Raw genomic sequence first — 24,206 nt, forward strand, 5'->3', positions numbered from 1 at the left:
ATCCGCCCCGGCCCGGCCCGCCCCGGCCCGGCATGATCGACTCGGGTTCCTTGAAGGCGCGGTGTTCTTCGCGCTTGGACACCCCGATTTTCAGGAAGCCGAGTCGATCACGGGCCGGAACACCCCGACTTTCAGGAAACCGAGTCGATCACGGGCGGCGGCGGGTGATCGACGACCGGGCGGGCGGTCAGAAGGCGGAGATGTCCTGGGCCCGCTCGCTGCGGCTGAGCGCGCTGATCAGTGCGGACTGGCCACGGCGGCGCACGGCCAGTCGGACCAGCAGGTCGCGGACGGGCTCGAAGACGTCCGCCGGGAACTCCGGCGTGGGTACGCCGATGCTCACCGCGAGGTCGTCGGAGTGGACCACGATCTCCAGCTGACGGGTGAGCAGGAAGTCACCGCGCCGCAGCGCCCAGCCCTGCCACGGGATCGGCACGACCTCACGGGCGGCACCCCGGGAGAGCAGGTCGCCGACCTCCTCCACCGCCCGGGCGGACCGGGCGTGCAGGTCGGCCGCCCCGCGTGCGGCGTCGGCCTCGTCGGAGCCGGAGGCGACAGTGTTCTTGTCCGGGGACCCCTCGGAGACCCAGGCGGCCCGCTCGTAATGGTTGTCGGCCGCCTCCAACACCGGCAGGTCGGTCGGCATCGGCAGTAGCTCCGCCGCGCGGACCGCCTGACGTCCCAGGTGGCACGCCAGACCACCAACGGACAGGTGCGGCAGCGCACTCGGGTCTGACCACCGCTCGGTCACCTCGGAGCGTCGGATCAGGTCCAGCGCGATCGAGGCGGCGACCGGAAAGCTGGCATCCAGGGCGTCGACAGGGCGAGACATTCGCACATTCTGACAGCCCCGGCCGGCAGCCGCCGAGCTGCGGCCCCGGCCTGACGGCTTGAAACTGGGCTGCTTGGCGGCGAGTTGCGGGCCCTGGCCTGACGGCTTGACACTGGGCGGCTCGGCGGCGCGCTACTCGCCCGGCGCTCCGGCGCTCCGGCGCTCCGGCGCTCCGGCGTTCCGGCGCGGACCTGCCCGGCACACTCGTCACGGCATGATCGACTCGGCTTTCCGGAAGTCGCGGGGTCCCCGGCACCGGGACAACCCGACTTCAAGAAAACCGAGTCGATCAACCCTGCCCGGGTCCGAGCCCGAGGCCAGCCCGAGCCCGAGGCCAGCCCGAGCCCGAGGCCAGTCCGAGCCTGAGGCCAGTCCGAGCCTGAGGCCAGCCCGAGCCTGAGGCCAGCCCGAGCCCGAGGTCAGCCCGAGCCCGAGGCCAGTCCGAGCCGGGTCCGAGGTCAGCCCGAGCCCAAGCCGGAGTCGGGCCTGGACGACGAAGGTCAGCGCAGGCCGGCGGCGGCGAGGAGGTTGCCCTCGGGGAGCGCCGGGAGGGCGCGGCCCTGGGACATCCGCTGCTCGGCGCGCTCGGCGGTGAACGCGGCGTCGTGGTGGATGGCGGCGGCGTAGCTGGCGGCGGTGCGGTGGGCGATGGCGGCCCAGCCGTACTGGTCGTGGACCAGCCGGCGAGCTCGGCGGGCCATGACGCGGGCGCGGTCGGGGTCCGACAGCAGGGCGTCCACGGCGTCGGTCAGGCTGTCCGGGTCGTGCGGGCGGAAGGTCATCCCGGCGACGCCCGGTTCGACGATCTCGGCGAGGCCACCGGTCGCGGCGACGGCGAGGGGAGCGCCGGCCGCGGCGCCCTCCAGGGCGACCATGCCGAACGGCTCGTAGATGCTCGGCACGGCGAAGCAGTCGGACGCGGCCATCAGCGCCGGCAGGTCGGTGCCACCGAGGAAGCCCGGCATGGTGACCATGCCGCCCAGGCCGCGGCGGTGCACCTCGGCCTCCAACTCGGCGCGGTACGGCCCGTCGCCGGCGATCACGGCACGCAGCCCGGGGTGCCGCTCGCGCAGCCGGGGGAGCGCGGCGATCAGGTGCTGGACGCCCTTCTCGTAGACCAGGCGGCCGGCGAAGGTGACCAGCGGGCCGTTTCCGGCGAAGCGGGCGCGGGCGGCGGCCACGGCACGGGCGGGCACCCGCCAGCGGTGCGGCTCCACGCCGTTGGCGACCACGTCGACCCGCCCAGCCGGTACGCCGAACAGGGCGTTCACCTCGTCGCGCATGTACCCGGAGCAGACGATCACCCGGTTGGACTCGCTGCTGAGCCACTGCTCGACGCCGTGGATGGTGCGGTTCATCTCCTCCGGCAGCCAGCCCTGGTGCCGCCCGGCCTCGGTGGCGTGGATGGTGCTGACCAGCGGGATGTCCAGGTGGTCGCGCACCGTCATCGCGGTGTGCGCGACGAGCCAGTCGTGGGCGTGGATGACGTCGTAGGAGCCGGCCTGGGTGGCGCGCAGGGCGGTGCGGGTGAGGGTGTGGTTGAAGGCCATGGTCCAGGCCAGCAGGGAGTTGGTGGCGAGGGGGAAGGTGACCGGGTCTTCGGGGGCGCGCAGGATGCGTACGCCGTCGGCGTATTCCTCGAGGGGTGCGCCGTCGGTGTGGCGGGTGACGACGGTGACCTCGTGGCCGGCGGCGGCGAGGGCTACGGAGAGGGCGTGCACGTGTCGGCCGAGACCGCCGACGAGCACCGGCGGGTACTCCCAGGACAGCATGAGGATGCGGCGGGTCTGCGGGGGCACCCCGGGGCCGGGCTGCGCCGGCACGGGCGTGCCGGGCTGCGCGGCGGGACCGGGCTGCGCCGGGGGCCGGGAGGTCACTGTGGGCCGGTGGGCCCGGTCCTTGGTGGCAGCGAGCTGCTCGTCGACCCGCAGGGTCGTCACATCAATCTCCGTCCATGCATGGTGGTACGCGCCGGCGTCAGTGGCGGCGGAGCGAGAGGTGTAAGGGGTGGCCGAGGGCCTGGCGGGCACGCGCGAACGCTTGTCCCCGGTCAAGGAAAGTGCATCGGACCCAAGAACGCACCTCGAAAAGGGTCATCGTGACGGAGGACACCCGATGGGTGTAGCGCGCATCAGACAGGTGGTTTCCGCCCACCGCCTGAAAGGATGGATTGGCGCGCCCGGGCCGGGGGCACTACCTGCGTGCGCGCGGGCGATCTCGGCCGGTGCGCACATAACCATGGTCTAAGGAGCGACATGCAGGTCTGGCCGGGCGAGCGGTATCCCCTGGGCGCCACCTACGACGGGATGGGCACCAACTTCGCCATCTTCTCCGAGGTGGCCGAGCGGATCGAGCTGTGCCTCTTCGACGAGTGGGACACCGGCGCGGAGCGCCGCGTCGAGCTGCGCGAGGTCGACGCGTACGTGTGGCACGCGTACCTGCCGGGCATCGAGCCGGGCCAGCGCTACGGCTACCGGGTGTACGGCCCGTACGACCAGGCGAACGGGCTGCGCTGCAACCCGCACAAGCTGCTGATCGACCCGTACGCCAAGGCCATCGACGGTGACGTGGAGTGGGACCCGGCGGTCTACGACTACGACCTGGACGAGCCGGAGCGGATGTCGGAGGCCGACTCGGCGCCGTTCATGCCGAAGTCGGTGGTGGTCAACCCGTACTTCGACTGGGGCAACGACAAGCCGCCGCGCACTCCTTACCACCACTCGGTGATCTACGAGGCGCACGTGCGCGGGCTGACCATGCGCCACCCGGACATCCCGGAGGAGCTGCGCGGCACGTACGCGGGCATCGCCTCCCCGCCGATGATCGACTACCTGACCCGGCTCGGGGTGACGGCGATCGAGCTGATGCCGGTGCACCAGTTCATCCACGACAACCGGCTCGTCGACCTGGGGCTTCGCAACTACTGGGGTTACAACACCATCGGCTTCTTTGCCCCGCACCACGGCTACTCCGCGTTGGGCCGGCTCGGCCAGCAGGTGCAGGAGTTCCGGGGCATGGTGAAGGCGCTGCACGCGGCCGGCATCGAGGTCATCCTCGACGTGGTCTACAACCACACCGCCGAGGGCAACCACCTCGGCCCGACGCTGAGCTTCAAGGGTGTGGACGCCCCGAGCTACTACCGGCTCAGCGAGGAGGACCCCCGCTACTTCGTCGACTACACGGGCACCGGCAACAGCCTCAACGTGCGCAGCCCGCACTCGCTGCAACTGATCATGGATTCGTTGCGTTACTGGGTGACCGAGATGCACGTCGACGGCTTCCGGTTCGACCTGGCGGCCACCCTGGCCCGGGAGTTCTACGAGGTGGACCGGCTCTCCACCTTCTTCGAGGTGGTGCAGCAGGATCCGGTGGTCAGCCGGGTGAAGCTCATCGCCGAGCCGTGGGACGTCGGCCCCGGCGGCTACCAGGTGGGTAACTTCCCGCCACTGTGGACGGAGTGGAACGGCAAGTACCGCGACACCGTGCGGGACTTCTGGCGCGGCGAGCCGGCCACCCTGGCCGAGTTCGCGTCCCGGATCTCCGGCTCCGCCGACCTCTACCAGGACGACGGCCGCCGGCCGTTCCACAGCATCAACTTCGTCACCGTGCACGACGGGTTCACCCTCAACGACCTGGTGTCGTACAACGACAAGCACAACGAGGCCAACGGCGAGGAGAACCGCGACGGCGAGAGCCACAACCGGTCCTGGAACTGCGGCGTCGAGGGCGACACCGACGACGAGGCGGTCCTCGCCCTGCGGGCCAAGCAGCGGCGCAACTTCCTGGCCACCCTGATGCTGTCGCAGGGCGTGCCGATGATCGGCCACGGTGACGAGCTGGGCCGCACCCAGCACGGCAACAACAACGTCTACTGCCAGGACAGCGAGCTGGCCTGGGTCGACTGGGACAACGCCGACGAACAGCTGCTGGACTTCGTCCGCACGCTCACCGCGTTCCGCAAACGTCACCAGGTGTTCCGCCGTCGCCGGTTCTTCACCGGGTTGCCGGTGAACGGGCGCGGCATCGACGAGCCGCTGCCCGACCTGGCCTGGTACACCCCCGACGGGCGGGAGATGACCGGCGAGGACTGGGGCAACGACTTCGGCCGCTCGGTGGCGCTCTTCGTCAACGGCGAGGGCATCCGCGAGCGCGGCCAGTACGGCCAGAAGCACCACGACGCGTCGTTCCTGCTCTGCTTCAACGCCCACGACGCGCCCTTGGACTTCACCATGCCCGGCAGCGAGTACGGCCAGAAGTGGGAACGGGTGATCAGCACGGCCCAACCCGAGCCCGGCGACGCCACGGTGATCAGCGCGGGCGGCACCATCCGGGTGCCGGACCGTTCCCTCGTCGTGCTGGAGAGGACGATCTGACATGCCGGCCACCCCTCCCAAGGCCACCTACCGGATCCAGGTCCGCCCAGGCTTCGACCTGGACGCCACCGCCGCGATCGTCGACTACCTGGACGACCTCGGCGTCAGCCACCTCTACAGCGCCCCGCTGCTGACCGCCACCCCCGGCTCCCAGCACGGCTACGACGTGGTCGACCACCGGGCCGTCAACCCGGAGCTGGGCGGGGAGGCCGCCCGGCAGCGGCTGCTGGCAGCGCTACGCGACAAGCACCTCGGCCTGGTCGTCGACATCGTGCCCAACCACGCCGGGGTCGCCGTCCCCGCCGCCAACCCCGCCTGGTGGGACGTGCTGCGCCGGGGGCGCGACTCGACGTACGCCGACTGGTTCGACATCGACTGGGACCGGGGCCGGCTGCTGCTGCCGGTGCTGGCCGACGACCCCGCCGCCCTCGACGACCTCAAGGTGGTCGACGGGGAGCTGCGCTACCACGAGCACCGCTTCCCGGTCGCCGACGGCACCGGCGACGGCAGCGCCCGAGAGGTGCACGACAGGCAACACTACGAGCTGGTCTCCTGGCGGCGCGGTGACGCCGAGCTGACGTACCGCCGATTCTTCGCCATCGCGGGCCTGGCGGGTCTGCGCGTGGAGGACCCGGCGGTCTTCGCCGCCACCCACGAGCTGATCCTGCGCTGGGCGGCCGCCGGGGAGGTCGACGGCATCCGCGTCGACCACCCGGACGGCCTGCGCGACCCGGCCGGCTACCTGGCCCGGTTGCGGGCCGCCGCGCCCGACGCCTGGCTCGTGGTGGAGAAGATCCTGGAGTACGGCGAGGAGCTGCCGGACTGGCCGGTGGACGGCACCACCGGATACGACGCCCTGGCCGCGGTCAGCGGGCTCTTCGTCGACACCGACGCCGAGGGCGACTTCACCGCGCTGGACAACCGCCTCACCGGGCGGCACACCTCCTGGGAGGACCTGACCCACGCCACGAAACTGGCCGCCGCCACCCAACTGCTCGCCGCCGAGCTCACCCGGTTGGCCGCCCTCGCCCCCGAGGTGCCCACCGAGCAGGCTGGCGCGGCGCTCGCCGAACTGGCCGCCGCGTTCCCGGTCTACCGGGGCTACCCGCCGCACGGCGCCCGGTACCTCGCCGCCGCCCGCTCCGAGGCCGGCCGCCGCCGCCCCGACCTGGCCGGTGCCCTGGACGCTGTCACCCGTCGACTGCGCGACCCCTCCGACGAGCTGGCCCAACGGTTCCCGCAGCTCACCGGCGCGGTGATGGCCAAGGGCGTGGAGGACACCGCGTTCTACCGCTGGACCCGGTTCGTGGCGCTCAACGAGGTCGGCGGCAGCCCCGCCCACTTCGGGGTGCCGCCGGCGGAGTTCCACCGCTTCGCCTCTGCCCACCAGGTCCGCTGGCCCGCCAGCATGACCAGCCTCTCCACCCACGACACGAAACGCAGCGAGGACGTCCGCGCCCGGCTCGCGGTGCTCAGCGAACTGCCGGGCCGCTGGGCCGAGCAGGTCAAGGCCTGGATGGAGTACGCGCCGCTGCCCGACCCGGCCTTCGCCCACCTGCTCTGGCAGACCGCCGTCGGCGCGTGGCCGATCGAACGGGAACGGCTGCACGCGTACGTCGAGAAGGCCGCCCGGGAGGCCGGGGCCTCGACCAGTTGGGCGAACCCCGACCCGGCCTTCGAGCAGGCAGTGCACGCCGTTGTCGACCGGATGTACGACGACCCGAGCCTGCACGACGAGCTGACCGAACTCGCCGCCGCGATCACCCCGGCCGGCTGGTGCAACTCGCTCGGGCAGAAGCTCATCCAGCTCACCATGCCCGGGGTGCCGGACACCTACCAGGGCACCGAGCTGTGGGACAACTCCCTCGTCGACCCGGACAACCGCCGCCCGGTCGACTTCGACGTACGCCGAGAGCTGCTGGCACGCATCGACGGCGGCTGGCGTCCCCCGGTCGACACCGACGGAGCGGCGAAGCTGCTCGTCGTGTCGCGGACCCTGCGGCTGCGGCGGGCGCACCCGGAGCTGTTCACCACCTACCGGCCGGTGCCCGCGCACGGGCCGGTGGGCCGGCACGTGGTGGCCTTCGACCGGGGCGGCGTGATCGCCGTGGCGACCCGGCTGCCCCTGGGCCTGGCCCGCGCCGGTGGGTGGTGTGACACAGCCCTGTCACTTCCCGTTCACGAGGTGAAGGACCTGTTCACCGGCCGGGTCTACAGTGGCGGGGAGACCCCACTGGACGACCTTCTGGCCGACTATCCCGTGGCTCTGCTGGCTCCTCTCACCGTTGCCGAGGAGGCCGTTTCATGACCGAATTCTCCGTCTGGGCACCGGACGCCGAGCGGGTGCGGCTGCGCCTGGCCGGCGACACCGACCACGAGATGCGCGCCGCCGCCGACGGCTGGTGGCGGGTCGAGGTGCCCGACGCCGGCCCCGACTACTCCTTTCTGCTGAACGACGACGAAACCCCACTGCCCGACCCCCGGTCACCGTGGCAGCCTGCGGGAGTGCACGGGCCCAGCCGCCGCTACGACCACGCCGAATTCGCGTGGTCCGACAGCCTGTGGACCGGCCGGCAACTGCCCGGCAGCATCCTCTACGAGCTGCACATCGGCACCTTCACCCCGGAAGGCACCTTCGACGCGGCCATCGACCGCCTCGACCACCTCGTCTCCCTGGGCGTCGACCTGATCGAGCTGCTCCCGGTCAACGCCTTCAACGGCGAACACAACTGGGGGTACGACGGCGTCTGCTGGTACGCCCCACACGAGCCCTACGGCGGCCCCGACGGCCTGAAACGGTTCGTCGACGCCGCCCATGCCAAGGGGTTGGGGGTGATCCTCGACGTTGTCTACAACCATTTCGGGCCCTCCGGGGCCTACGCGCCGCGGTTCGGGCCCTACCTCGCCGAGCAGAGCAACAGTTGGGGCCGCTCGATCAACCTGGACGGCCCGCACTCCGACGAGGTACGCCGCTACATCATCGACAGCGTGCTCATGTGGCTGCGCGACTACCACGTCGACGGGCTGCGGTTGGATGCCGTGCACGCGCTGCGCGACTCGCGGGCGGTGCCCATCTTGGAAGAGCTGGCTGTTTCCGTCGAATCGTTGTCGACGCACCTGGGGCGGCCGCTGTCGCTCATCGCCGAATCGGACCTCAACGACCCGCGGCTCATCACGCCGCGCGAGGCGGGTGGGTTCGGGCTGCACGCCCAGTGGAACGACGACGCGCACCACGCGCTCCACACGTTGCTGACGGGGGAGCGGCAGGGGTACTACGGGGACTTCGGCTCCCTGGAAACGCTGTCGGACGTGCTGACCGGCGGGTTCTTCCACGCCGGCACCTGGTCCAGCTTCCGCAACCGGCACCACGGGCGGCCGGTCGATCCTCGGGTGCCGGGGCACCGGTTCGTGGCCTACCTGCAGAACCACGACCAGATCGGTAACCGGGCCACCGGGGATCGGATCTCCGCCTCGCTGTCGCCCTCGCTGCTGCGGGTCGGGGCCGTGCTGCTGATGACGGCGCCGTTCACTCCCATGCTGTTCATGGGGGAGGAGTGGGCTGCCTCAACGCCCTGGCAGTTCTTCACCTCGCACCCCGAGCCGGAGTTGGCAGCTGCGGTGCGGACCGGGCGGCGGCGGGAGTTCGCTGCGCACGGGTGGCCGGAGGGGGACGTGCCGGATCCGCAGGACCCGGAGACGTTCGTGCGGTCGCGGTTGGACTGGGCGGAGCTGGACAAGCCTGAGCATCGGGAGATGTTGGCGTTCTACCAGCGGTTGATCGCCCTGCGTCGGTCTCTTCCTGATCTTTCGGATCCTCGGTTGAACGCTGTCTCTGTGCAGCATGGGGACCAGTTCCTGGTGATGCGGCGGGGGGACACGCTTGTTGTCGCCAACCTTGCGGGGCGGGGGCAGGGGATTTCGCTGCCTGGGGTGGTTCGACGGGTGTTGCTGGCTACGGGGGAGGGGGTCACGGTCATGCGGGACCGGATCCAGTTGCCGGCGGAGACTGCGGCGATCGTGGCGCTCTGACCAAGGTGCGACCTCAGAAACACCCGTGTCGTGTACCAGGGCACCATCCAGCGCCGAAGCAGTCGCCACGGCTTGACCGATCTGCGGAACAGGATGCGCATGATTCGTCAGGTCGTTTTCCGAACCGGGCAGTGCCGGTGATGCCCGCACGAGCCGGCCGGCTGCGTCCGCGATGACCTGCACGTTCACGCCGTGGCGTGTGTGCTTGCTGCTGTAGTACGGCTTCTGCTCGTGATCCGGTCGATCGAAATCAGCGTCCTGTCCAGCACCGCGCGCCAGCAGCCGGATGCGCCGCATCGGGGTGTCCAGGTCGTCGGTTGGCGAGTTGAGCAGGGCTACCGCCTCTTGGGCGTCGCGCCAAGCGGTGGCGACGCCGACCTCGAAACCGGCCGCGAGGGCCGCAGCGGCGGCGTAGAAGGAAGCCAGGTTCGCGTACCACGTGGCGGGCTCCGTCTGCGGTGATGCCTGCAGGTGGGGCTGTTTTCACGCACTAACCGAAATGAGTCAACTGGGTCTGACCGGCCAGCCGTCTGGCGGCCTCAGAGCCGCAGCAGCCCCGCGGCGAGCGACTCACGCAATCCGGCGGGCGGCTCCTGGTAGCCCTCGTCCCACAACGCACCGGGAAAGCCGCCGGCCGCGAACGCAGTGTTGAGATCGTCGACGAACCAGATCGCGGGCCCCACCTTCCCGTCGATTCCGGGGCCGGGCAGGTCGATGCCGTAGGGCGCGTCGCCGCTGATGTTCGCCTTGTGGAGCTCGTCGGGCGCGTAGTCGAGCTGGAACGGGATGCCGGCGTCCCGGCGCGCGGTGTCCCTGAGGTACGCGGCCTGCTCGGCCTCGTAGTAGGAGCGCGAGCCGCCCCGCTCGGCCCACTCGAGCTGCACCACCAACGGGTCCGCGAGCACGCTGGCCGGCCAACCCGGCAATTCCCCGACGAGCCACACATCGCCCACCTGCCGGATCCACGCGCTGATCGTCATCGGGAACGGCGCGAACGTCACCTCCAGCCAGTCGGCCAGCGCGGGCGCGCCCGGCGACGGGGGAACGTGGGCGCGACACGGCGTCCCCTCGTCGTCGTTCTCCTCCGCACGGAAGCCCCGCGCCTGCAGCCGCTCAACGAGCGTCTCGACGTTCCTGCGGGCACGGTCGGCGAACTCGCGCGCCACCGCCTCGGCGTCCTCGCGGTACGGGGCGTCGAAGACCCGTAGGCCAAGACCGCGCAGGTTGCGCCATACGTCGTCGGGATCACCGGACACGTACCGGGCGTGGAAGCTCACCACGGCCACCATCCTTGCAGAGAGTCACCAGCGTCGGCGGCGAGGTCTCGGTTGCCGACTCAGCTGGCGATCCGCAACGTTGTCAAGCAGCCGCGGCCGCTGGGCTCGGCGACCATCGCGATCAATGGCACGACACAGACCTTCGCCCCGCCATCCCCGCCGAGAAACAGGCCATCCTCGCGCGTATCTCGTTGACGTGGCGCGGGCGTACCTCCAGGTTGGTGACCTGCGCGGGGCTGCCCGCGCCCTGGTGGACGCAGACAGTGTCGCGCCGGCTGAGGTTCGGTGCCGGCCGTTGGCGCGTACCGTGATCGCCGAGGTTGCTCGCGCGCAGCCGGCGCCGGCCGGCGTGGCGCGACTGGCGACGTTGGTCGGCCTCACCCGCTGACTGGCCGGCTGCTCCGGCGCAGGACGATGGTGCGTGGCTACGCCGAAGCGTCATGATGCGCGGTCCTGACCCCGGTGCCCGGCATCGCGGTCAGGACCGCAGCCCGGGTCCTGCTCGACCGGCGACGGAAGCAGCTTCGCCGCCCCGCGGACTCACAGAATCGTTGTCAGCACACCTCCATCGACGCGTACCGCCGATCCGTTGATTGCCGATGCGGCGGGACTGGCGAGGAAGGTCACGGTGTTTGCGATCTCATCTGGTTCGATGAAGCGTCCCAGTAGGGAGGTCTGGTTGGCGCCGATGATCGCCACTTTCAGGTCGTCCTCGAGGAGGGATTGAGCATCAGCCAGCGACCTGACCGTTTCGGCGACGCCGGCGGAATATGTGGGGCCGCCCAGCACCGAGTTGACGGTCACCGCAGTGCCCTTCGTAAGCTTCGCCAGGCCGTTGCCCACTGCGAGCATCGCCGTCTTGGACGTGCCGTAGTGAAGCATGTCGGCGGGAATGTTGACGCCCGACTCGCTGCTCACGAACACGATCCGGCCCCACCCCCGATCGAGCATTGCCGGCATGAGGTGCCGCGCAAGCCGGACCCCGCTGAGCACGTTCACCTCGAAGTAGAGCCGCCAGTCCTCGTCGGAAATGAGGTCGAAAGGTTTGAGCTCAAAGAGCCCGACGTTGTTGATGAGAATGTCAACGGTGGGCAGTTCGTCGCACAGCCTGTCGACGTCATCGGCAACGGAGAAGTCGGCTTGGATACCAGTGACGGATACGCGGGGCGTCTCCCGACGCAACACGTCGACAGCCTCGGCCAGCTTTTCCGGGTCGCGGCCGTTGAGGACCACGTTGACACCCTCGCCGGCCAGGGCCTTCGCGGTTGCGTAACCGATGCCTTGACTGGATCCGCTGATGAATGCGGTCTTGCCGCTGAGCTGCAGGTCCACGTGCTGTTCTCCTAGTGAGTGGTCGCCGACTGGTGCCAGAACGGTGCACCTGCCCAACGTCGGCAGGCGTTCCTCTCGACCTTGCCGCAGACCGATGAGCATCTGATGAGCATCTGATGAGCACGGCGTCAGTGGCTGACGCTGGTGTGGTCGGACCGTTGGTACGTGCGGCCACGGCCGATTGATCTGACTGCGACGAAAGTCCCGCCTCGGGGGTTCCTGGGTCTGCCGTACCGAGCCGTGGTGTTGACCCACCCGCAACCGGGCGCTCCGCACGGCGGCTGCGGATACCGCCTCCGCACTCCAAATTGTGGGTCGGTGCCGTTGTGAACGACGGCGGTTTGGCCGGATCGTTCATCGCTGGGCGCCACCCGGGCGACTGGCCGCTGCCGGCGGCGACCCGATCCTGGCGGCAGCGGCAACCATCTCGGTAGCCCCGGCGTTACGCGCCTCTGCCCGGGACCGGCGATTCGTGGCGGTGTGACGTTGATGTCGAATCGCGTGGAGGGGGATGCGCGCGGATCGCGGCTAGAAGCGGAAGGCGAGCGAGGGTACGAGGATTGCGCGGGCGGCTCGTCGCTGGATCAGGCTGTGTTGTGCTGGCCGATGACCGGAGGGGTGATGGTGCACTCCCCTCGCCCGCGATGCCGTGGTGACCTTGGCCCAGCGTGCCTAGCGCCGAGCCATTCCCGACGAGTTGCGCCTGCTCGCCGGCCGCATCGGCATCAACCTGGCTGCATAACTGCCGGTAATCACGACATCGTCATCTCGTCCTACTGTCCGGTTTGGAACGTGAACGCGTCCTGATAGTCGACGCGGCAACGGTCGCTCCTGAGCAGCTGGGCCTCTACCGGAGGAGGCGGGGATGGGCGGTCCGTCGGGTGGCGCGCTGGCGGGAGCGGCGGTCGATCGGAGACTGCGGCGATCGTGGAGGTGTGACGTCAAGGTCGGATCGTGTGAAGGGTATTGCATGCCGCACCGGACTTTGGTCCCGGTAGCTGGCCGACCGCGAACTGACAACGCGACCGTTTCCGGTTGCCCGAGCGACGTAGCTTGGAGGACGGTGCCTCCTGATCGATGGCATGCCCGACTCACCGTTGGACGAGGAGAGCTGTGGACGCGAATTCGGTTACTGCCATCTGCGCAACTGTGATCGCCGTCGCTTCACTTGTGGTTTCGATTACGGAGGCAAGAGCAAGCCGAAGGCACAACTTCCAATCGATTCGTCCATTGTTGAGCCTGGACTGCCTCCGGTTGAATAGCGGCCTGGCCGGCATTCGAATCCGAAATGCCGGCCTTGGCCCGGCTATCATTCGGGTAACTACGCTGTATCTCGACGGCGATGAAGTCGGGCCGTGGGAGAAGCAGGTTGTCGATCCACTGCGCGGCACGTTCGCGGTCTGGCCAAACTTCTCAACCCTTCGCCCAGGTAAGCCCATCCCGGTTGGCCAGGAACTGATGATCCTTGCGGTAGAGGACTACCAGCCAGCGAGAGATGCCGAATTTTGGACGGCGGTGACCCAGCGGATCAGGATTCATGTGCAGTATGAATCGATATATGGCAACGAGCGGCAGGAGGCGTGGTTCGAAGGGTCCCCCCGTCATCAGATTGAACTTCCTTCGCACGAAAGGGATGATGCGGAATCTTCGATAAATAACGATGCGCAAACCGAGCCAAGCCAATATCTGTAGTGGCTGCCGCCACTCGTACACACTCTCGGTGTACCGTCCGAGGTGCGGGGGCAGCAGGGTGTGGCCGCTGTCCTGGTCCTCTACCTGGGGGTTGGCGAAGGCATGGTGACGAAGCCGGACACCATCGGTGCCAGGATCCGTTACTGGCGGATGCGCCGGGGTGGCATGACCCAGGCCGTCCTCGCCGGGCTCGCCGGTGTCACCCAGTCCTACATCTCGCAGGTCGAGTCGGGCCGGAAGACCATCGATCGTCGCTCCACTCTCGTCACTCTCGCCGCCGCGCTTCAGGTCACCGTGGCCGACCTGCTGGGCCAGGGCACCGAGTCCGGTGATCCGGCCCGTGAGAGCGCCGCCGAGTGTGTTCCGGCGATCTGGTCAGCCCTAATCGAGATCGAGGACGGCGAGCGCCGCCCGTCGACCTTCACCAAGGACCACCTGGCGCGCGAGGTCGCGCGCGCCGAGCAGCTTCGCACCTCCTGCAACTATCCGGCGATGGCTCGCATGCTGCCCAGCCTCCTGCTAGAAGCCGCCGCCGTAGGCGGCACCGTGCTCGTCCAGGTCGCCTACCAGGCCGCCACCTGCCTGCGGAACCTCGGCTACCGCCATTTGGCCCTCAACGCCGCCCGGTTTTCCGGGGCGGTCGCTGACGACACCGAAGATCCGGCATGGATCGCGGCCTCGCGCTTTGCCTATGCGCAGAGTCTGCCGATCGAATCAGCACCGGTCGCGGCCCGCGCCGCCGACCGGTCACTGATCGAGCTGCAAGCTGACGCCGCCGATGAGCGGGTGCGACAGATGCTCGGGCAGCTCCACCTCTCGGCGGCGCTGACCTCGGCGGTGAGTGGACGCCTGGACGTCGCGCGCGACCACCTTGCAGAGGCGGCTCGCGAAGCGGCGACCCTCGGGGATCCGGCCGATGGTGCGGGCTTCAACGGCTGCGGGTTCGGACCAACCAATGTCGGGCTGTGGGAGATGTCCATCGCCGCCGAGCAGGGCGAGTCGGGCCGGGTCATCGAGCTGTCTCGGACGGTCCGACCGCAGGTGCTCGCAGCGTCAATCCGCCAGCAGTCCTACTGGCTCGACCTCGGTCGCGCCCTGGCGGACGGCGGTCGTCGGGACGTCGAAGCCCTCGCCGCATTCGTGCAGGCCGAGCGAGCCGCACCGATCCCGTTCGCGATCAACCCCCTCGCCCGCGATGCCCTGGTGACCCTGGCCCAGCGCGCGCAACGTCGAGCCATCCCCGACGAGCTGCGCCTGCTCGCCGGCCGCATCGGCATCAACCTGGCCGCATAACTGCCAGTAATCACGCCATCACCAATCCGCTCTACTGTCCGGTTTGGGACGTGGGAGTCCCGACGGCCTGGTGCGGCAGTGGTTGATAGCGAGCCGTCCGGCCTCTACCCCAGCAGATGCTCGCCGACCGGCTACGCAGGTCGAAGAGCTGGGTGGACAAGGTGGAGCGCGGCGTGCGCGCCCTGGACCGGTACTCGGTGATCCAGGAGCTGGCCCACGTTCTGCGGGTCGACCCGGAGGTGCTGCTCGGCCAGCAGCGGCCAACGCCGGCCGGCCCTCTGGACGGGGTGGACGACATCCGAGCCGCGCTCGCCTGCTACGACACCTCGCAAGCCCCACAGGAGACGGACGAGCTGAGAAGGCAGGTCGGGTACGCCTGGTTGAGCTACCAGCACGCGCACTACGGGCAGTTGGTGCGGGTGTTGCCGGGTCTGCTCGACGCCGCCCAGGGTGCGCGGTCACCGGAGTTGCTGGTGCAGGCGTACCGGATCACCTCGTCGCTGCTGGTGAAGCTCGGCGAGGCCGACCTCGGCTGGCTGGCCGCCGACCGGGCGATGTCCGCCGCTGGCGACGACCCGATCCTGGCCGCAACGGCGACCATCTCGGTAGCCCAGGCGCTCCGCGCCTCCAGCCGCGACCACCTGGCCCTAACAGCGGCCCTAACCGCCGCCAACCGCATCACCCCCACACCAGCCCACCCCCGTGATCATGAGGTTGACGGACTTCATGAAGATCAAAGCCACCGTCAACCTCATGATCACCGGGGCGGAGGCAGGGTCGCACCGCATCGGTCGGGGGGGAGTGGGCCGTGGGTGGGACGCTGCTGCTCCAGGCTGCCCTGGCCGCCGTCGGTTGCGGCGAGAGCCGCCGCGCCGACGAGCTGACCGACCGGGCCGCGGCCGTCGCCGCCAACCTTCGGGGGTACGACGATCAGCACCACACCAGCTTCGGGCCGATCGCCGTCGAGCTGGCGCGGGTGCTGGTGGCGGCCTCACGGGGTGACGCCGTTGAGGCGGTGCGGCGACATCCGGTGATTGTGCGGCGGGAGGCGTGGCGGCGGTTGCCGGCCGAGTACCGGGGCGCGTATCTGGTGGATGTCGCGCGGGCGTACCTCCAGGTGGGTGACGTGCGCGGCGCTGCCCGCGCAGTCGTGGACGCGGACAGCGTCGCGCCGGCTGAGGTCCGGTGCCGGCCGTTGGCGCGTACCGTGATCGCCGATGTTGCCCGCGCGCAGCCGGCGCCGGCCGGTGTGGCGCGACTGGCCAACCTGGTCGGCCTCACCCGCTGACCGACCTACCTGTTGGTTGCGGCTTGTCTCACCTCGTCGCCAGCACGCGTCGGCCGTTGGCGAGCCGGGCGCTCTTGGCCTGCTCGTAGCGTTCGATGTCGGCGGAGCGGGTCGCGATCGTGCGCTGTTGGTGCTCCACCATCGCGGCTTGCCAGATCGTCACGAGATCCGTGCTGTCCTTGCACGCGACGTCGGCTACCGCGGTCCGGCGCTCCACGTCGCTGGGATGGTCGGTGCTCCACTTCGGGTCGTCATTGGCCTGCCAGGGGTCGGCGTAGGTGAACCCCTTGTCAGCCATGCACGTCGACCAGGCCCGGAAGGCGGCCTGAACGCGACTGTCCTGTTCTGCCTGTTGGCCGGCTCGGAGGGCCATGTCGTACAGGAGCGATTCGCCGACCGGTGGCGCGCCTTCGGTCAGGCGCCGGCTCGCCTCGCCGAGGCAGCCGCCCTCAGGGATCCGGCCGCCGGCCGGCTCGGGTCCGTCGGTGCCGAACCGGGTGCCGGTCAGTGCCAGCGCCGTCCTTTCCGGAGGCGGTGGAGGCTTGTCCTCAGCCGCCTCACCGCCGGGTGCGGCGTGGTAACCGAGGCGCTGCGCCTGGTCGTGCTTGACCAGCCCGTACAACCCGTCGCGTGTGGCAGCCGGGTCGGTGTGGTGCGGATCCGGCGGCCGGTAGGAGATGCCGAGCCGGCGCATGCAGGCCACGACAAGTTTCGCCTCGGCCCGCTGGAGAAGCAGGTCCTCATCCCCGGACGGAAACAGTCGGTCCAACGGAAGGCTCGTGGTCGCCACCGGTGCTGGCCCTGCGGCCCGCCGCGCGGGCCCGCTCGAGTCACAGGCGGCCCCGGCACCGACGGTCAGACAGGCCAGCACCAGGGCCGCGAATTGCCTATGGATTGTGGGCATGAAGACCTCGCTCAGGGTGGAGGGGCCCGCGTCGCCCGCTACCTCACGGCCGACGCGAGCCCCTCGATGCGGTCCTAGGGGCGGCAGCGGGTTTGCGGTTGGCCGGCCCAGACAAAGCAGAACGAGTCGAATCGGTCGTTCCAGTCGTTCCCGTTCTGGTCCCGGTCCAGCGTCAGGTTCAGGGCCTCGTCGGACTGGCCGCTGTTTGCCTTCTGGCGCCAGAAGTAGAGGCCCTGGTAGTTCTCGTGCTCGAAGAGGCGGACCGGGTTCACCGGGTCGTAGTTGCGCAACGAGCTGACGTTGTCGTGCAGCGAGCAGTCCGAGGTGCAGGCAGCCACGAACGACCATTGCCGAAAGTTCGCAGTGGTCGAGAGGGTGTCGTAGCGACCGGCGCGCAGGTCGTTGTTCTGCCACATGCACAGTTCGCCGCTCTCGCACACGCCGTTGCGCGACGTCGCCGCCTGGGCCGGGCTGGCCACGGCCAGGAGCCCGCCGGCCGCCAGCGCCAACGCACCGAAGAACGCCAGGATTTGTCGCTTCATGAGTCTCCTTAGCTGGGGGATCTTTCCGCCGGAGCTGAGTGGTTGTGCTGGTGGCACCGGTGTGGACGGCGTCAGTCAACCTCGGGGATAGCGGCGCAGCCGAGACATTCGAACCAGTTCGAATCTCGACCCTGTCCCGCGTTCCCGGGTTGCCGCTGAGGGTCCGCCCGGGTTTGGTGAGGGGCGCCCAGGTGCGTCCGCGCGGGGGTGGTCGGTGGGCGGCCGTTGGCGCGTACCGTGATCGCCGAAGTTGCCCGCGCGCAGCCGGCGCCGGCCGGCGTGGCGCGACTCGCCACGCTGGTCGGGCTCACGAGATGAAAGGTCGCCGTCCTGCTATGCGCGGCCGACCCAGGTGGCGACGCACGCCTCGTTGCCCTCGGCGTCGGCCAGGACCCACCACATGGGTGCGTGCGCGTCGGAGACCAGGTTGCCGCCGAGGGCCAGGGCGGCGGCGATGCGAGCCTCTGCCTGATCGTGCGCGACAGGTCGCATGGATTGCGGCAGATTCTCGCGTCTGGTCTTGGTTTGGACGCTGCGGTGTCGGTCAGCCATCTCCGCCAGGCCGTGGCGGATGCTGCTCCTGGGTCAGCTTCTCCGTCAATCGTGTCGGCCCGGTGCTACGGTTCGGCCCGTGCTGAAGGTGCTTGTCAGCGGATGCTTGCAGGGGCGGGCGCTGCGTTACAACGCGACATATGTGCCGGTGAACTCGCTGATCTGGGACCGCTGGTCGGCCGAAGGACGCCTCGTGCGGTTCTGTCCGGAGGTCGCGGTGGGATTCCCGATTCCTCGCCCGCCCGCCGAGATAGTAGGGGGGACTGCGGGGGACGTTCTCGCGGGTTCCGCGCGGGTTGAAGAAGCCACCGGCGCAGACGTCACCAACCTGTTTAGGCTCGCCGCTCGACGAGCACTGGATCGGGCGGTGGAGGCAGGCGTCGCGCTCGCGATCCTTGTCGACGGCAGCCCAACCTGCGGCAGTAGCGTGATCTATGACGGCTCGTTCACCGGGCGTACCGTGCCCGGACGGGGAGTAGCCGCAGAGGAACTGCTACGTCACGGCATACCGGTGTTCCACGAAGGGCAGCTTGCGCAAGCCGCAGCGATGCTCGCTGACCTGGAGAAGTCAGAGCGCTGCACCGGGTAGCGAGCCCAGCGCCGTCAGCGGTCGGTAAGTCGGCCACAGGTCCGGAAGATGTCTCTCATCTTTCACGACCACCGTGCACATTCGACGTCGAGGCGTGGGTCGGTACGCACCCAGACTTCGCCCCCGACGGCCCCAGCCGGGGCGTCGACCCGTTCGAGCCCGAGGAACTCGATCAGTTGGAGAAGTTCGGCTCGTTCGGCCCGGTCATCGTCGACATCATGCGAGTCGAAGAAGACGTAGTACTTGTCGCTCGGGTCGACGATGCCGGAATCTGCCCAGATCCGTCCGACTTCTTCGATCGCCGCTGCTTCCGTCGTGAACGTGGCGGCGCGGGCGGCACCGCGGGTCTCCGGCGACGCGTCGAGGTCGGAGAGGTCGGAGAACCACTGACCGAAGTGGTCGAGGCCGGCATATCCGTTCTCGAAGAACAGCATCGCGCTCGGAAGGTAGCGGTTGGCCCTCTCGACCCGGAGGTGTTCCGACCGAGGTTGGTCCGCATCCTTGATCCGGGAGATCACACCCAGACGGGGCATGAGTACCAGACTCTGCCTCGCCGCTTCGTCAGTGATGGTGTAGGTGTCAGACTCTCGACCCTGGAAGAACGCGGAGAACGCCACGTAGGCCTCCTGCGGGTCGCCCACGGAGACGTGTTGATCGTTGCCATCACCGACGGCGAAGACGAACTGCTTCGGTCCGGGACTGTAGGGGCGGGCCATGTGCGTCCTTCGGTCACGTGGGATAGATCCGCCAGCGTAGTGGATCGAGGGGACATGTCCGCGGCCCTGATCAGAGGCGTGCTGTGCGCGCTTACCCTGCGCCAGCGACCAGCCGCCCGCAAGCCCTGAACCAGACCGCGATCGAGCGGGGTTTCCGGGAACGTGAGGTTCGGGCATGTACCTGGGCACTGCTGGAGGGGAGATTCGGCAATGCTGGTAACTGGTTATCTCGGCGCGGTGCTCATCGGTGCTCTCGTCGGCCTGCTCGGCCGACTCATCCTGCCGGGGAGGCAGCGGATCGGTTTCTTCGCCACGTTCGTCATCGGCGTCGGCTCGGCGGTGCTGGGCACCGTGGTCGCCAGGGCGCTTGATATCGACGACGGAGCCGGCGTGAAGGTGTGGGTGCTGCGCTGGGACTGGGTCGTGCTCGCGATCCAGGTCGGCGTCGCGATCATCGCCGTGGCGCTGGCGAACATGCTCACCTTCACCCGGCTTGCCGGCGGCGACGAGAAGCCCCGTCGGCGGGTCCGCCGCAGCCAGGCCAAGGGCTGAACGAGCGAGCCCCCCGGGGGCCGCAACGTGCGCTGCCCTGTCGTCGGCTGTCCCAGCCGACCTGTCCGGGATGCCAGCGGAGGGACCACCCGTCCGAGTGGTCCCTCCGCTGGTTTGCTGGTGAGTGGCTAAACTTCCGGTTGGCAGTTCCTGTGCTCTGCTGCGGCGGGCGCAGCCTCGGGAGGGTGTTCCCGCACCCTCTCGAGGGCCCGCCCCATCAGACGGCGCCTACTCGCAGAAGACCCGCACTGTGGCATCGGGTGAATCCACCTCCACTGTCATCTCGTCGAGGTGCTCCACGAGCGCCTCCAACTGCTCGGGCTTGAGCTGCGTCAGGTCGATCGGCACACCCGAGTCGCTGAGTGAGGCATTGGCCTTGGCCAGGGCCTGCGGCGGGACCAGCGCCGCCAGCCGTACGCCGGCGCGCAGCAGTTGCAGTGGCACCCGTACGTTGACCCGCGACGGCTCGCCGTTGTCGGTGGCGTCCACCAGCACCCGCAGGTACTTCACCTTGCCCTTCGGCCGGGCGTCGTGACTCGCCGTCGCCGGTGCCTGGTCCCGTTCGAGTGCGGCGATGAGCTGCTCCGCCTCGTCGGCGGTGATTTTGCCGGCGGCCAGCATGTCGAGGATGTCCTTGCGTTGTTCGGTCATTCGAACCTCTCCTATCGGATAGCCACGAGCACGGCCGTGCGGCAGTGCTCGATGTCGAAGCGGGCGCCGGGCAGCGCCGAGATGACACGCCAAACGGCGCCGAGTGCCCGCACCACACCGATGCGGAACACGACGCAGGCCACGATCGCCGCCAACACGACCAGGACCACGACCGGGAAGAGCAGAAGCGCCACAGGGAGCACCGGAACCCAGACGCGGATGGGCCGGCGGTCCGGGCGGTTGACCTTGACGGTCACCAACTGCGGCATCACGGCCGGCCGTCCAACTCGGCCAACGCCTGCTGTGCGGTGATCTCACCGCGGCGCAACCGGTCGATGACGTCGGCTCGCGAGGGCGCCGGGTCGGTCTCGACGAAGTCGAGCATCTGCGTGATCCGGTTGAGCCGGGACTTGATCGTCGGGTAGCTCACCCCGAAGATGCGTTCCATCTCCTTGATCGAACCGTGGCAGCGCACGAACGCCGTGACGAAGACCTGATCATCGACGTTGAGCTGAGCCAGTTGCGGTGGCTCGAACTCGCCCTCGATCGCGACGCCGTTGCTCGCCAGGCGCACCCGCTCGACGACGAACGGCTGCCCCCGCGTCAGGCTGGTGAGTTCCTGCCAGTCCATCGCCTGTTCTGTCATATGTAATGTGTAACTCAGAAATCTTTAACTTCCAAGAGCTGGACCTTAATTTTCTTAAGATGCGCTCTCGTGATCATGGCTCGGTGGCAGGAGCAGGCCGTCGGTATGATGCGGGGATGGGCAGGTTCCTGGCGCTCTTCAACGGCGCGGCTGACGAGGCCGACAAGGCCGACCTCACCGAACAGCAGCAGACCGAGTTCATGGACGCGTGGGCGTCGTGGGCGCAGGCCAACGAGAAGGCCATCGTCGACCCCGGCGCTCCCCTGTACGCAAAGAAGCTGGTCACGGCGCGCGGTGTCGAGGACTTCACCGATTCCCTGATCGCCTACACCATTGTGGAAGCGGGCTCGCACGACGAGGCGGTCCAGATCTTCTCCGGGCACCCGCACCTGGCGCTGTTCGCCGGAAACTCGATAGCGGTCCTGGAGTGTCCGCCGCCGCCAAGCTGACACTCAACGCCGCTCGTCGGGGACGATTAGGCTGCCCGACCGCGGGTTCGCGCTGCGCCTCGCCGGCGGTCGGCACGATCCACTCGCCTTCACGGAAGTCGGGGTGTCTCGGCTCCGTAGACACCCCGACTTCACGAAACCCGAGTCGATCATTTGCCGCCGACGCAGCCGCGCCTATGCGCCCAGGATGGCCTTGAGGGCCGTGTCGAGTGCCTGGTCTGCCGGCACGGGTACGTCGGGGATCACTCCGACGCCCTCCCAGTTGGTGCCGGTGACGCTGTTGATGGTGCGCGCGGTCGGCACGGTCACGAGGATGTGTTCGGTGACCGGGTGGCGGGCCGTCGGATGCGCGCCGCCACGCGTCGTCTCACCGACGACGACCGCCCGGCCGTGCGCCTGAAGGGTGTACGCCACATCCTCGCCCCCGGAGAACGTCATCGCGCTGGTGAGCACGTGGACCGGGCGGTCCGCGTAGCGGGGCGCGGGCAGGTGCGCTGTCGTCCAGAACTGGCGGGTGGCGCCGGTGGACCGCTCGTAGAAGTCGTTGAGGTGCACCTGGTCGTCGCGGAAGAAGTAGCTGCACCACATCGCGGCTCCCTCCGGTGTTCCGCCGGAGCAGGCGCGCAGGTCCAGGATGAGCGCTGAGCTGAGGGCGACCAGTTGCATGGCCGCGCCGATCGCGGCGGCGCCTTCGTCGGCGTACGCGATGCGCCGCACGTCGATGAGCCCGACGTTGCCGTCCAGGTGCTCGACCCGGCGAATCCCCTGGTTCTCCGCCCTGAGCAGCGCGAGGAAGGCGGCCCGCCCGCCGTCTTCGTCCGCTGGATCCAGCGACTGCGGCTGGTCCGACCACAGCAGCCGCAGATGCTTGTCCGGGCACACCTTCTGAAGGTGAGCGGTCACCGTCTCGCAGAGCGCCGGCCCGTCCAGGTTGTCGTACTCGCCTGCCACGAGACGGCGCCGGATCGCGGCGTCGATGTCCGCGACCTTCTCAGGAAAGACGTACCCCGCCTCGATCCGGTCCAGGGCCTGCCCGATTATCTGTTCGTTTGAGAGCACGGCGGGCCACGGTAGACCGCAAACAGCCTTATGGCCACCGGGTTTCGCACTGACCCAGGTGCCACGAGGTGTGGCCGCGCTGTCAGGTGTCAGCGCGTCGCCGTCGTTCTCTCCGCACGAAGCCCACGGCCACGAGGAGCAACCCAACCGCGATCAATCCGCCGGCCAGGTACCGAAGGGCTGGTTGCATCTCCGGCCAGGCGAACTGCACCGCGGCGATCAACACGAAGAATGCGAGTACGACCAGCGCACCTGTTGCTTGACGACGCCGCATCGTGAACCTCCCCCTGCGAACTTCCGCGGCTTCCTCAATCCCGCTGCTGCCGCCGGCGACGCAGCAGGTGCACGAGCACGGCAGCCAGAACCAGGATGATGATCACGGCGGATGTGCCCACGAATGCGTCCGGATTGCGCTCGCCGACGGTGCTGGCGAGTACGTACCCGACGATGGTGCCCAAGACCATGAGGAGTATGCCGAGAGTCGGTCGCTTCACTGGCCTCACTCCTTCGGGGACTCCCACCTGACCCTCTTGGTTGTGCTCGAAGTTCTCGTCGGCCAAACCTCCGACGTCGCGTCACCGTGCCGACGGTACGAAGCCGGCAACGACCACCCCTCGCTTTGGCAGCAGCAGGTGCGGGAGTGATTCGAGCAGCGACGAGCGAGTTCTGGCTCAGGAGCGCGGCAGCATGCCCACGAGCGACGTGATGATCGCGAGTCGCAGGGCTGACCGCAGGTCGACATGGTGGACCGCGAGCGCCGGCTCGGACTCGTAGACGGCGAGCAGGCTCGGTGGCGGCGACGTGTAGGCGGACAGCGCGCCACCCATGATCAAGGTGTTCAGGCAGAACAGTTCGGCGTTGTCGCCGACCTCGGGCAGGTGCCGCCGGACGAGGCTGGCCATCACCGCGAGCTTGCCCAGTGCAGCCCGCTTGTGCCGGCGGGCCACCTCGACCGAGACGTTGTGCTCGAGCACCCCGCCCTGCGCGCCGAAGAGATCGCAGAGCACCGTCTGGGCGGCGAGCGACCGGCTGAGCACGTCTGCCACCTGCTCCGCGCGTTCCAGCGCAGACCCGCTCAGGTCGACACCGTGGGCCAGCTCCTGCTCCAGCTCGGCCAGCCAGGTCGTCGTCCGGTCGTCCAGCAGGTCGAGCAGGATCGCCTCGCGGGACTCGAAATAGCGCAGCACGGCCGTCTTGGCCAGGCCGACCCGCCGGCTCAGCTCGTTCAGGGTCACCTCGGCCACCGGCATCTCGTCGAGCATTGCCGAGGTCGTCTCCAGGATCGCCCGGCGCCGGACCGCACGCTGCTCCTCGCTGCGCGCTCGCTGGAACGTCATGACGCCAACCCTAGCTTAGGTACCGGCGGTCCCTTGACAGCGTACCGCCGGTACCTTACCGTTCAGCATAAGTTACCGGCGGTACCTAAGGGA

Annotated in this window: 24 protein-coding genes and 2 pseudogenes; 11 read left to right on the top strand and 15 right to left on the bottom strand. The window is 69.1% G+C overall.

Annotation, left to right across the window (positions count from 1 at the left end):
- Window positions 1-187 precede the first annotated feature (187 nt).
- Together IW249_RS23705 and IW249_RS23710 are read right to left on the bottom strand one after the other, a co-directional pair.
- A complete protein-coding gene (locus tag IW249_RS23705) occupies window positions 188-832 on the bottom strand; it encodes a maleylpyruvate isomerase N-terminal domain-containing protein (RefSeq protein WP_196922776.1) in 645 nt (214 codons plus the stop codon).
- A 500-nt stretch (window positions 833-1,332) separates the two neighbouring features.
- Window positions 1,333-2,772 (bottom strand): glycosyltransferase family 4 protein, encoded by a 1,440-nt coding sequence (locus IW249_RS23710; RefSeq protein WP_196922777.1) that lies wholly within the window; start codon window positions 2,770-2,772, stop codon window positions 1,333-1,335.
- Between the two features lie 315 nt (window positions 2,773-3,087).
- On the opposite strand from IW249_RS23710, the gene glgX reads away from it, so the two are divergent.
- Genes glgX through treZ form a run of 3 tightly spaced genes read left to right on the top strand, consistent with a single transcriptional unit; the run spans window position 3,088 to window position 9,234 of the window.
- The gene (gene glgX, locus IW249_RS23715) at window positions 3,088-5,205 is read left to right on the top strand and encodes a glycogen debranching protein GlgX (protein ID WP_196922778.1); all 2,118 of its coding nucleotides are present in this window, start codon (window positions 3,088-3,090) and stop codon (window positions 5,203-5,205) included.
- 1 nt (window position 5,206) lies between these two features.
- Window positions 5,207-7,513 carry a malto-oligosyltrehalose synthase gene (gene treY, locus IW249_RS23720; protein ID WP_196922779.1) on the top strand — a complete coding sequence of 769 codons (2,307 nt, stop codon included), beginning with the start codon at window positions 5,207-5,209 and terminating at the stop codon, window positions 7,511-7,513.
- Entirely contained in the window at window positions 7,510-9,234 is a 1,725-nt protein-coding gene (gene treZ / locus IW249_RS23725) for a malto-oligosyltrehalose trehalohydrolase (RefSeq protein ID WP_196922780.1), read from the top strand. The genes treY and treZ overlap by 4 nt, the downstream gene beginning before the upstream one ends.
- Window positions 9,235-9,339: 105 nt before the next feature.
- Here the strand turns inward: treZ and IW249_RS23730 are convergent.
- Window positions 9,340-9,630, bottom strand: a pseudogene (locus tag IW249_RS23730) (transposase family protein); the annotation flags it as partial.
- Window positions 9,631-9,773: 143 nt separating this feature from the next.
- On the bottom strand, window positions 9,774-10,514 hold the full coding sequence (locus IW249_RS23735) for a uroporphyrinogen-III synthase (protein WP_196922781.1): 741 nt from the start codon (window positions 10,512-10,514) through the stop codon (window positions 9,774-9,776).
- A gap of 193 nt (window positions 10,515-10,707) precedes the next feature.
- On the opposite strand from IW249_RS23735, the gene IW249_RS23740 reads away from it, so the two are divergent.
- A complete protein-coding gene (locus IW249_RS23740) occupies window positions 10,708-10,899 on the top strand; it encodes a hypothetical protein (protein ID WP_231392632.1) in 192 nt (63 codons plus the stop codon).
- Between the two features lie 152 nt (window positions 10,900-11,051).
- Here IW249_RS23740 and IW249_RS23745 read toward each other — a convergent pair whose 3' ends face one another.
- Complete coding sequence (locus IW249_RS23745) at window positions 11,052-11,843, bottom strand: SDR family NAD(P)-dependent oxidoreductase (RefSeq protein WP_196922782.1); 792 nt, start codon at window positions 11,841-11,843, stop codon at window positions 11,052-11,054.
- A 1,113-nt stretch (window positions 11,844-12,956) separates the two neighbouring features.
- Between IW249_RS23745 and IW249_RS23750 the strand changes: the two genes are divergently transcribed.
- From IW249_RS23750 to IW249_RS23765, 4 genes are all read left to right on the top strand, one after another.
- Entirely contained in the window at window positions 12,957-13,535 is a 579-nt protein-coding gene (locus IW249_RS23750) for a DUF8453 domain-containing protein (RefSeq protein WP_196922783.1), read from the top strand.
- A gap of 102 nt (window positions 13,536-13,637) precedes the next feature.
- Window positions 13,638-14,828, top strand: a complete 1,191-nt coding sequence (locus IW249_RS23755; protein ID WP_196924926.1) for a helix-turn-helix domain-containing protein — start codon at window positions 13,638-13,640, stop codon at window positions 14,826-14,828.
- 116 nt (window positions 14,829-14,944) lie between these two features.
- A complete protein-coding gene (locus tag IW249_RS23760) occupies window positions 14,945-15,712 on the top strand; it encodes a helix-turn-helix domain-containing protein (protein WP_231392633.1) in 768 nt (255 codons plus the stop codon).
- Window positions 15,637-16,116: a hypothetical protein gene (locus IW249_RS23765; RefSeq protein WP_196922784.1), complete on the top strand. Its 480-nt coding sequence runs from the start codon at window positions 15,637-15,639 to the stop codon at window positions 16,114-16,116. Before IW249_RS23760 ends, IW249_RS23765 begins: the two co-directional genes overlap by 76 nt.
- Before the next feature lie 28 nt (window positions 16,117-16,144).
- Here IW249_RS23765 and IW249_RS23770 read toward each other — a convergent pair whose 3' ends face one another.
- From IW249_RS23770 to IW249_RS23780, 3 genes and pseudogenes are all read right to left on the bottom strand, one after another.
- A complete protein-coding gene (locus IW249_RS23770) occupies window positions 16,145-16,906 on the bottom strand; it encodes a hypothetical protein (RefSeq protein WP_196922785.1) in 762 nt (253 codons plus the stop codon).
- Between the two features lie 188 nt (window positions 16,907-17,094).
- The gene (locus tag IW249_RS23775; RefSeq protein ID WP_196922786.1) at window positions 17,095-17,562 is read right to left on the bottom strand and encodes a peptidase inhibitor family I36 protein; all 468 of its coding nucleotides are present in this window, start codon (window positions 17,560-17,562) and stop codon (window positions 17,095-17,097) included.
- Between the two features lie 333 nt (window positions 17,563-17,895).
- A pseudogene (locus tag IW249_RS23780) lies at window positions 17,896-18,045 on the bottom strand (VOC family protein); the annotation flags it as partial.
- A gap of 148 nt (window positions 18,046-18,193) precedes the next feature.
- On the opposite strand from IW249_RS23780, the gene IW249_RS23785 reads away from it, so the two are divergent.
- Entirely contained in the window at window positions 18,194-18,703 is a 510-nt protein-coding gene (locus IW249_RS23785) for a 2-thiouracil desulfurase family protein (protein ID WP_196922787.1), read from the top strand.
- A 62-nt stretch (window positions 18,704-18,765) separates the two neighbouring features.
- Here IW249_RS23785 and IW249_RS23790 read toward each other — a convergent pair whose 3' ends face one another.
- Window positions 18,766-19,608 (bottom strand): hypothetical protein, encoded by an 843-nt coding sequence (locus IW249_RS23790; RefSeq protein ID WP_231392634.1) that lies wholly within the window; start codon window positions 19,606-19,608, stop codon window positions 18,766-18,768.
- 21 nt (window positions 19,609-19,629) lie between these two features.
- On the opposite strand from IW249_RS23790, the gene IW249_RS23795 reads away from it, so the two are divergent.
- Window positions 19,630-19,971, top strand: a complete 342-nt coding sequence (locus IW249_RS23795) for a GlsB/YeaQ/YmgE family stress response membrane protein (protein ID WP_196922788.1) — start codon at window positions 19,630-19,632, stop codon at window positions 19,969-19,971.
- A gap of 228 nt (window positions 19,972-20,199) precedes the next feature.
- Here IW249_RS23795 and IW249_RS23800 read toward each other — a convergent pair whose 3' ends face one another.
- Genes IW249_RS23800 through IW249_RS23810 form a run of 3 tightly spaced genes read right to left on the bottom strand, consistent with a single transcriptional unit; the run spans window position 20,200 to window position 21,268 of the window.
- On the bottom strand, window positions 20,200-20,622 hold the full coding sequence (locus IW249_RS23800; protein WP_196922789.1) for an SHOCT-like domain-containing protein: 423 nt from the start codon (window positions 20,620-20,622) through the stop codon (window positions 20,200-20,202).
- An 11-nt stretch (window positions 20,623-20,633) separates the two neighbouring features.
- On the bottom strand, window positions 20,634-20,891 hold the full coding sequence (locus tag IW249_RS23805; protein WP_196922790.1) for a hypothetical protein: 258 nt from the start codon (window positions 20,889-20,891) through the stop codon (window positions 20,634-20,636).
- Complete coding sequence (locus IW249_RS23810; protein WP_196922791.1) at window positions 20,891-21,268, bottom strand: DUF2089 domain-containing protein; 378 nt, start codon at window positions 21,266-21,268, stop codon at window positions 20,891-20,893. Before IW249_RS23810 ends, IW249_RS23805 begins: the two co-directional genes overlap by 1 nt.
- Window positions 21,269-21,384: 116 nt before the next feature.
- Here IW249_RS23810 and IW249_RS23815 point away from each other — a divergent pair, with 116 nt between their 5' ends.
- A complete protein-coding gene (locus IW249_RS23815; RefSeq protein WP_196922792.1) occupies window positions 21,385-21,717 on the top strand; it encodes a YciI family protein in 333 nt (110 codons plus the stop codon).
- A 174-nt stretch (window positions 21,718-21,891) separates the two neighbouring features.
- On the opposite strand, the gene IW249_RS23820 is transcribed toward IW249_RS23815, so the two are convergent.
- From IW249_RS23820 to IW249_RS23830, 3 genes are all read right to left on the bottom strand, one after another.
- Window positions 21,892-22,776: a S41 family peptidase gene (locus IW249_RS23820; RefSeq protein ID WP_196922793.1), complete on the bottom strand. Its 885-nt coding sequence runs from the start codon at window positions 22,774-22,776 to the stop codon at window positions 21,892-21,894.
- A gap of 308 nt (window positions 22,777-23,084) precedes the next feature.
- Window positions 23,085-23,270, bottom strand: a complete 186-nt coding sequence (locus IW249_RS23825; RefSeq protein WP_196922794.1) for a hypothetical protein — start codon at window positions 23,268-23,270, stop codon at window positions 23,085-23,087.
- A gap of 177 nt (window positions 23,271-23,447) precedes the next feature.
- Window positions 23,448-24,113, bottom strand: a complete 666-nt coding sequence (locus IW249_RS23830) for a TetR/AcrR family transcriptional regulator (RefSeq protein ID WP_196922795.1) — start codon at window positions 24,111-24,113, stop codon at window positions 23,448-23,450.
- Between the last annotated feature and the right edge of the window lie 93 nt (window positions 24,114-24,206).

It is taken from the genome of Micromonospora vinacea (assembly GCF_015751785.1).
Taxonomy (GTDB): domain Bacteria; phylum Actinomycetota; class Actinomycetes; order Mycobacteriales; family Micromonosporaceae; genus Micromonospora; species Micromonospora vinacea.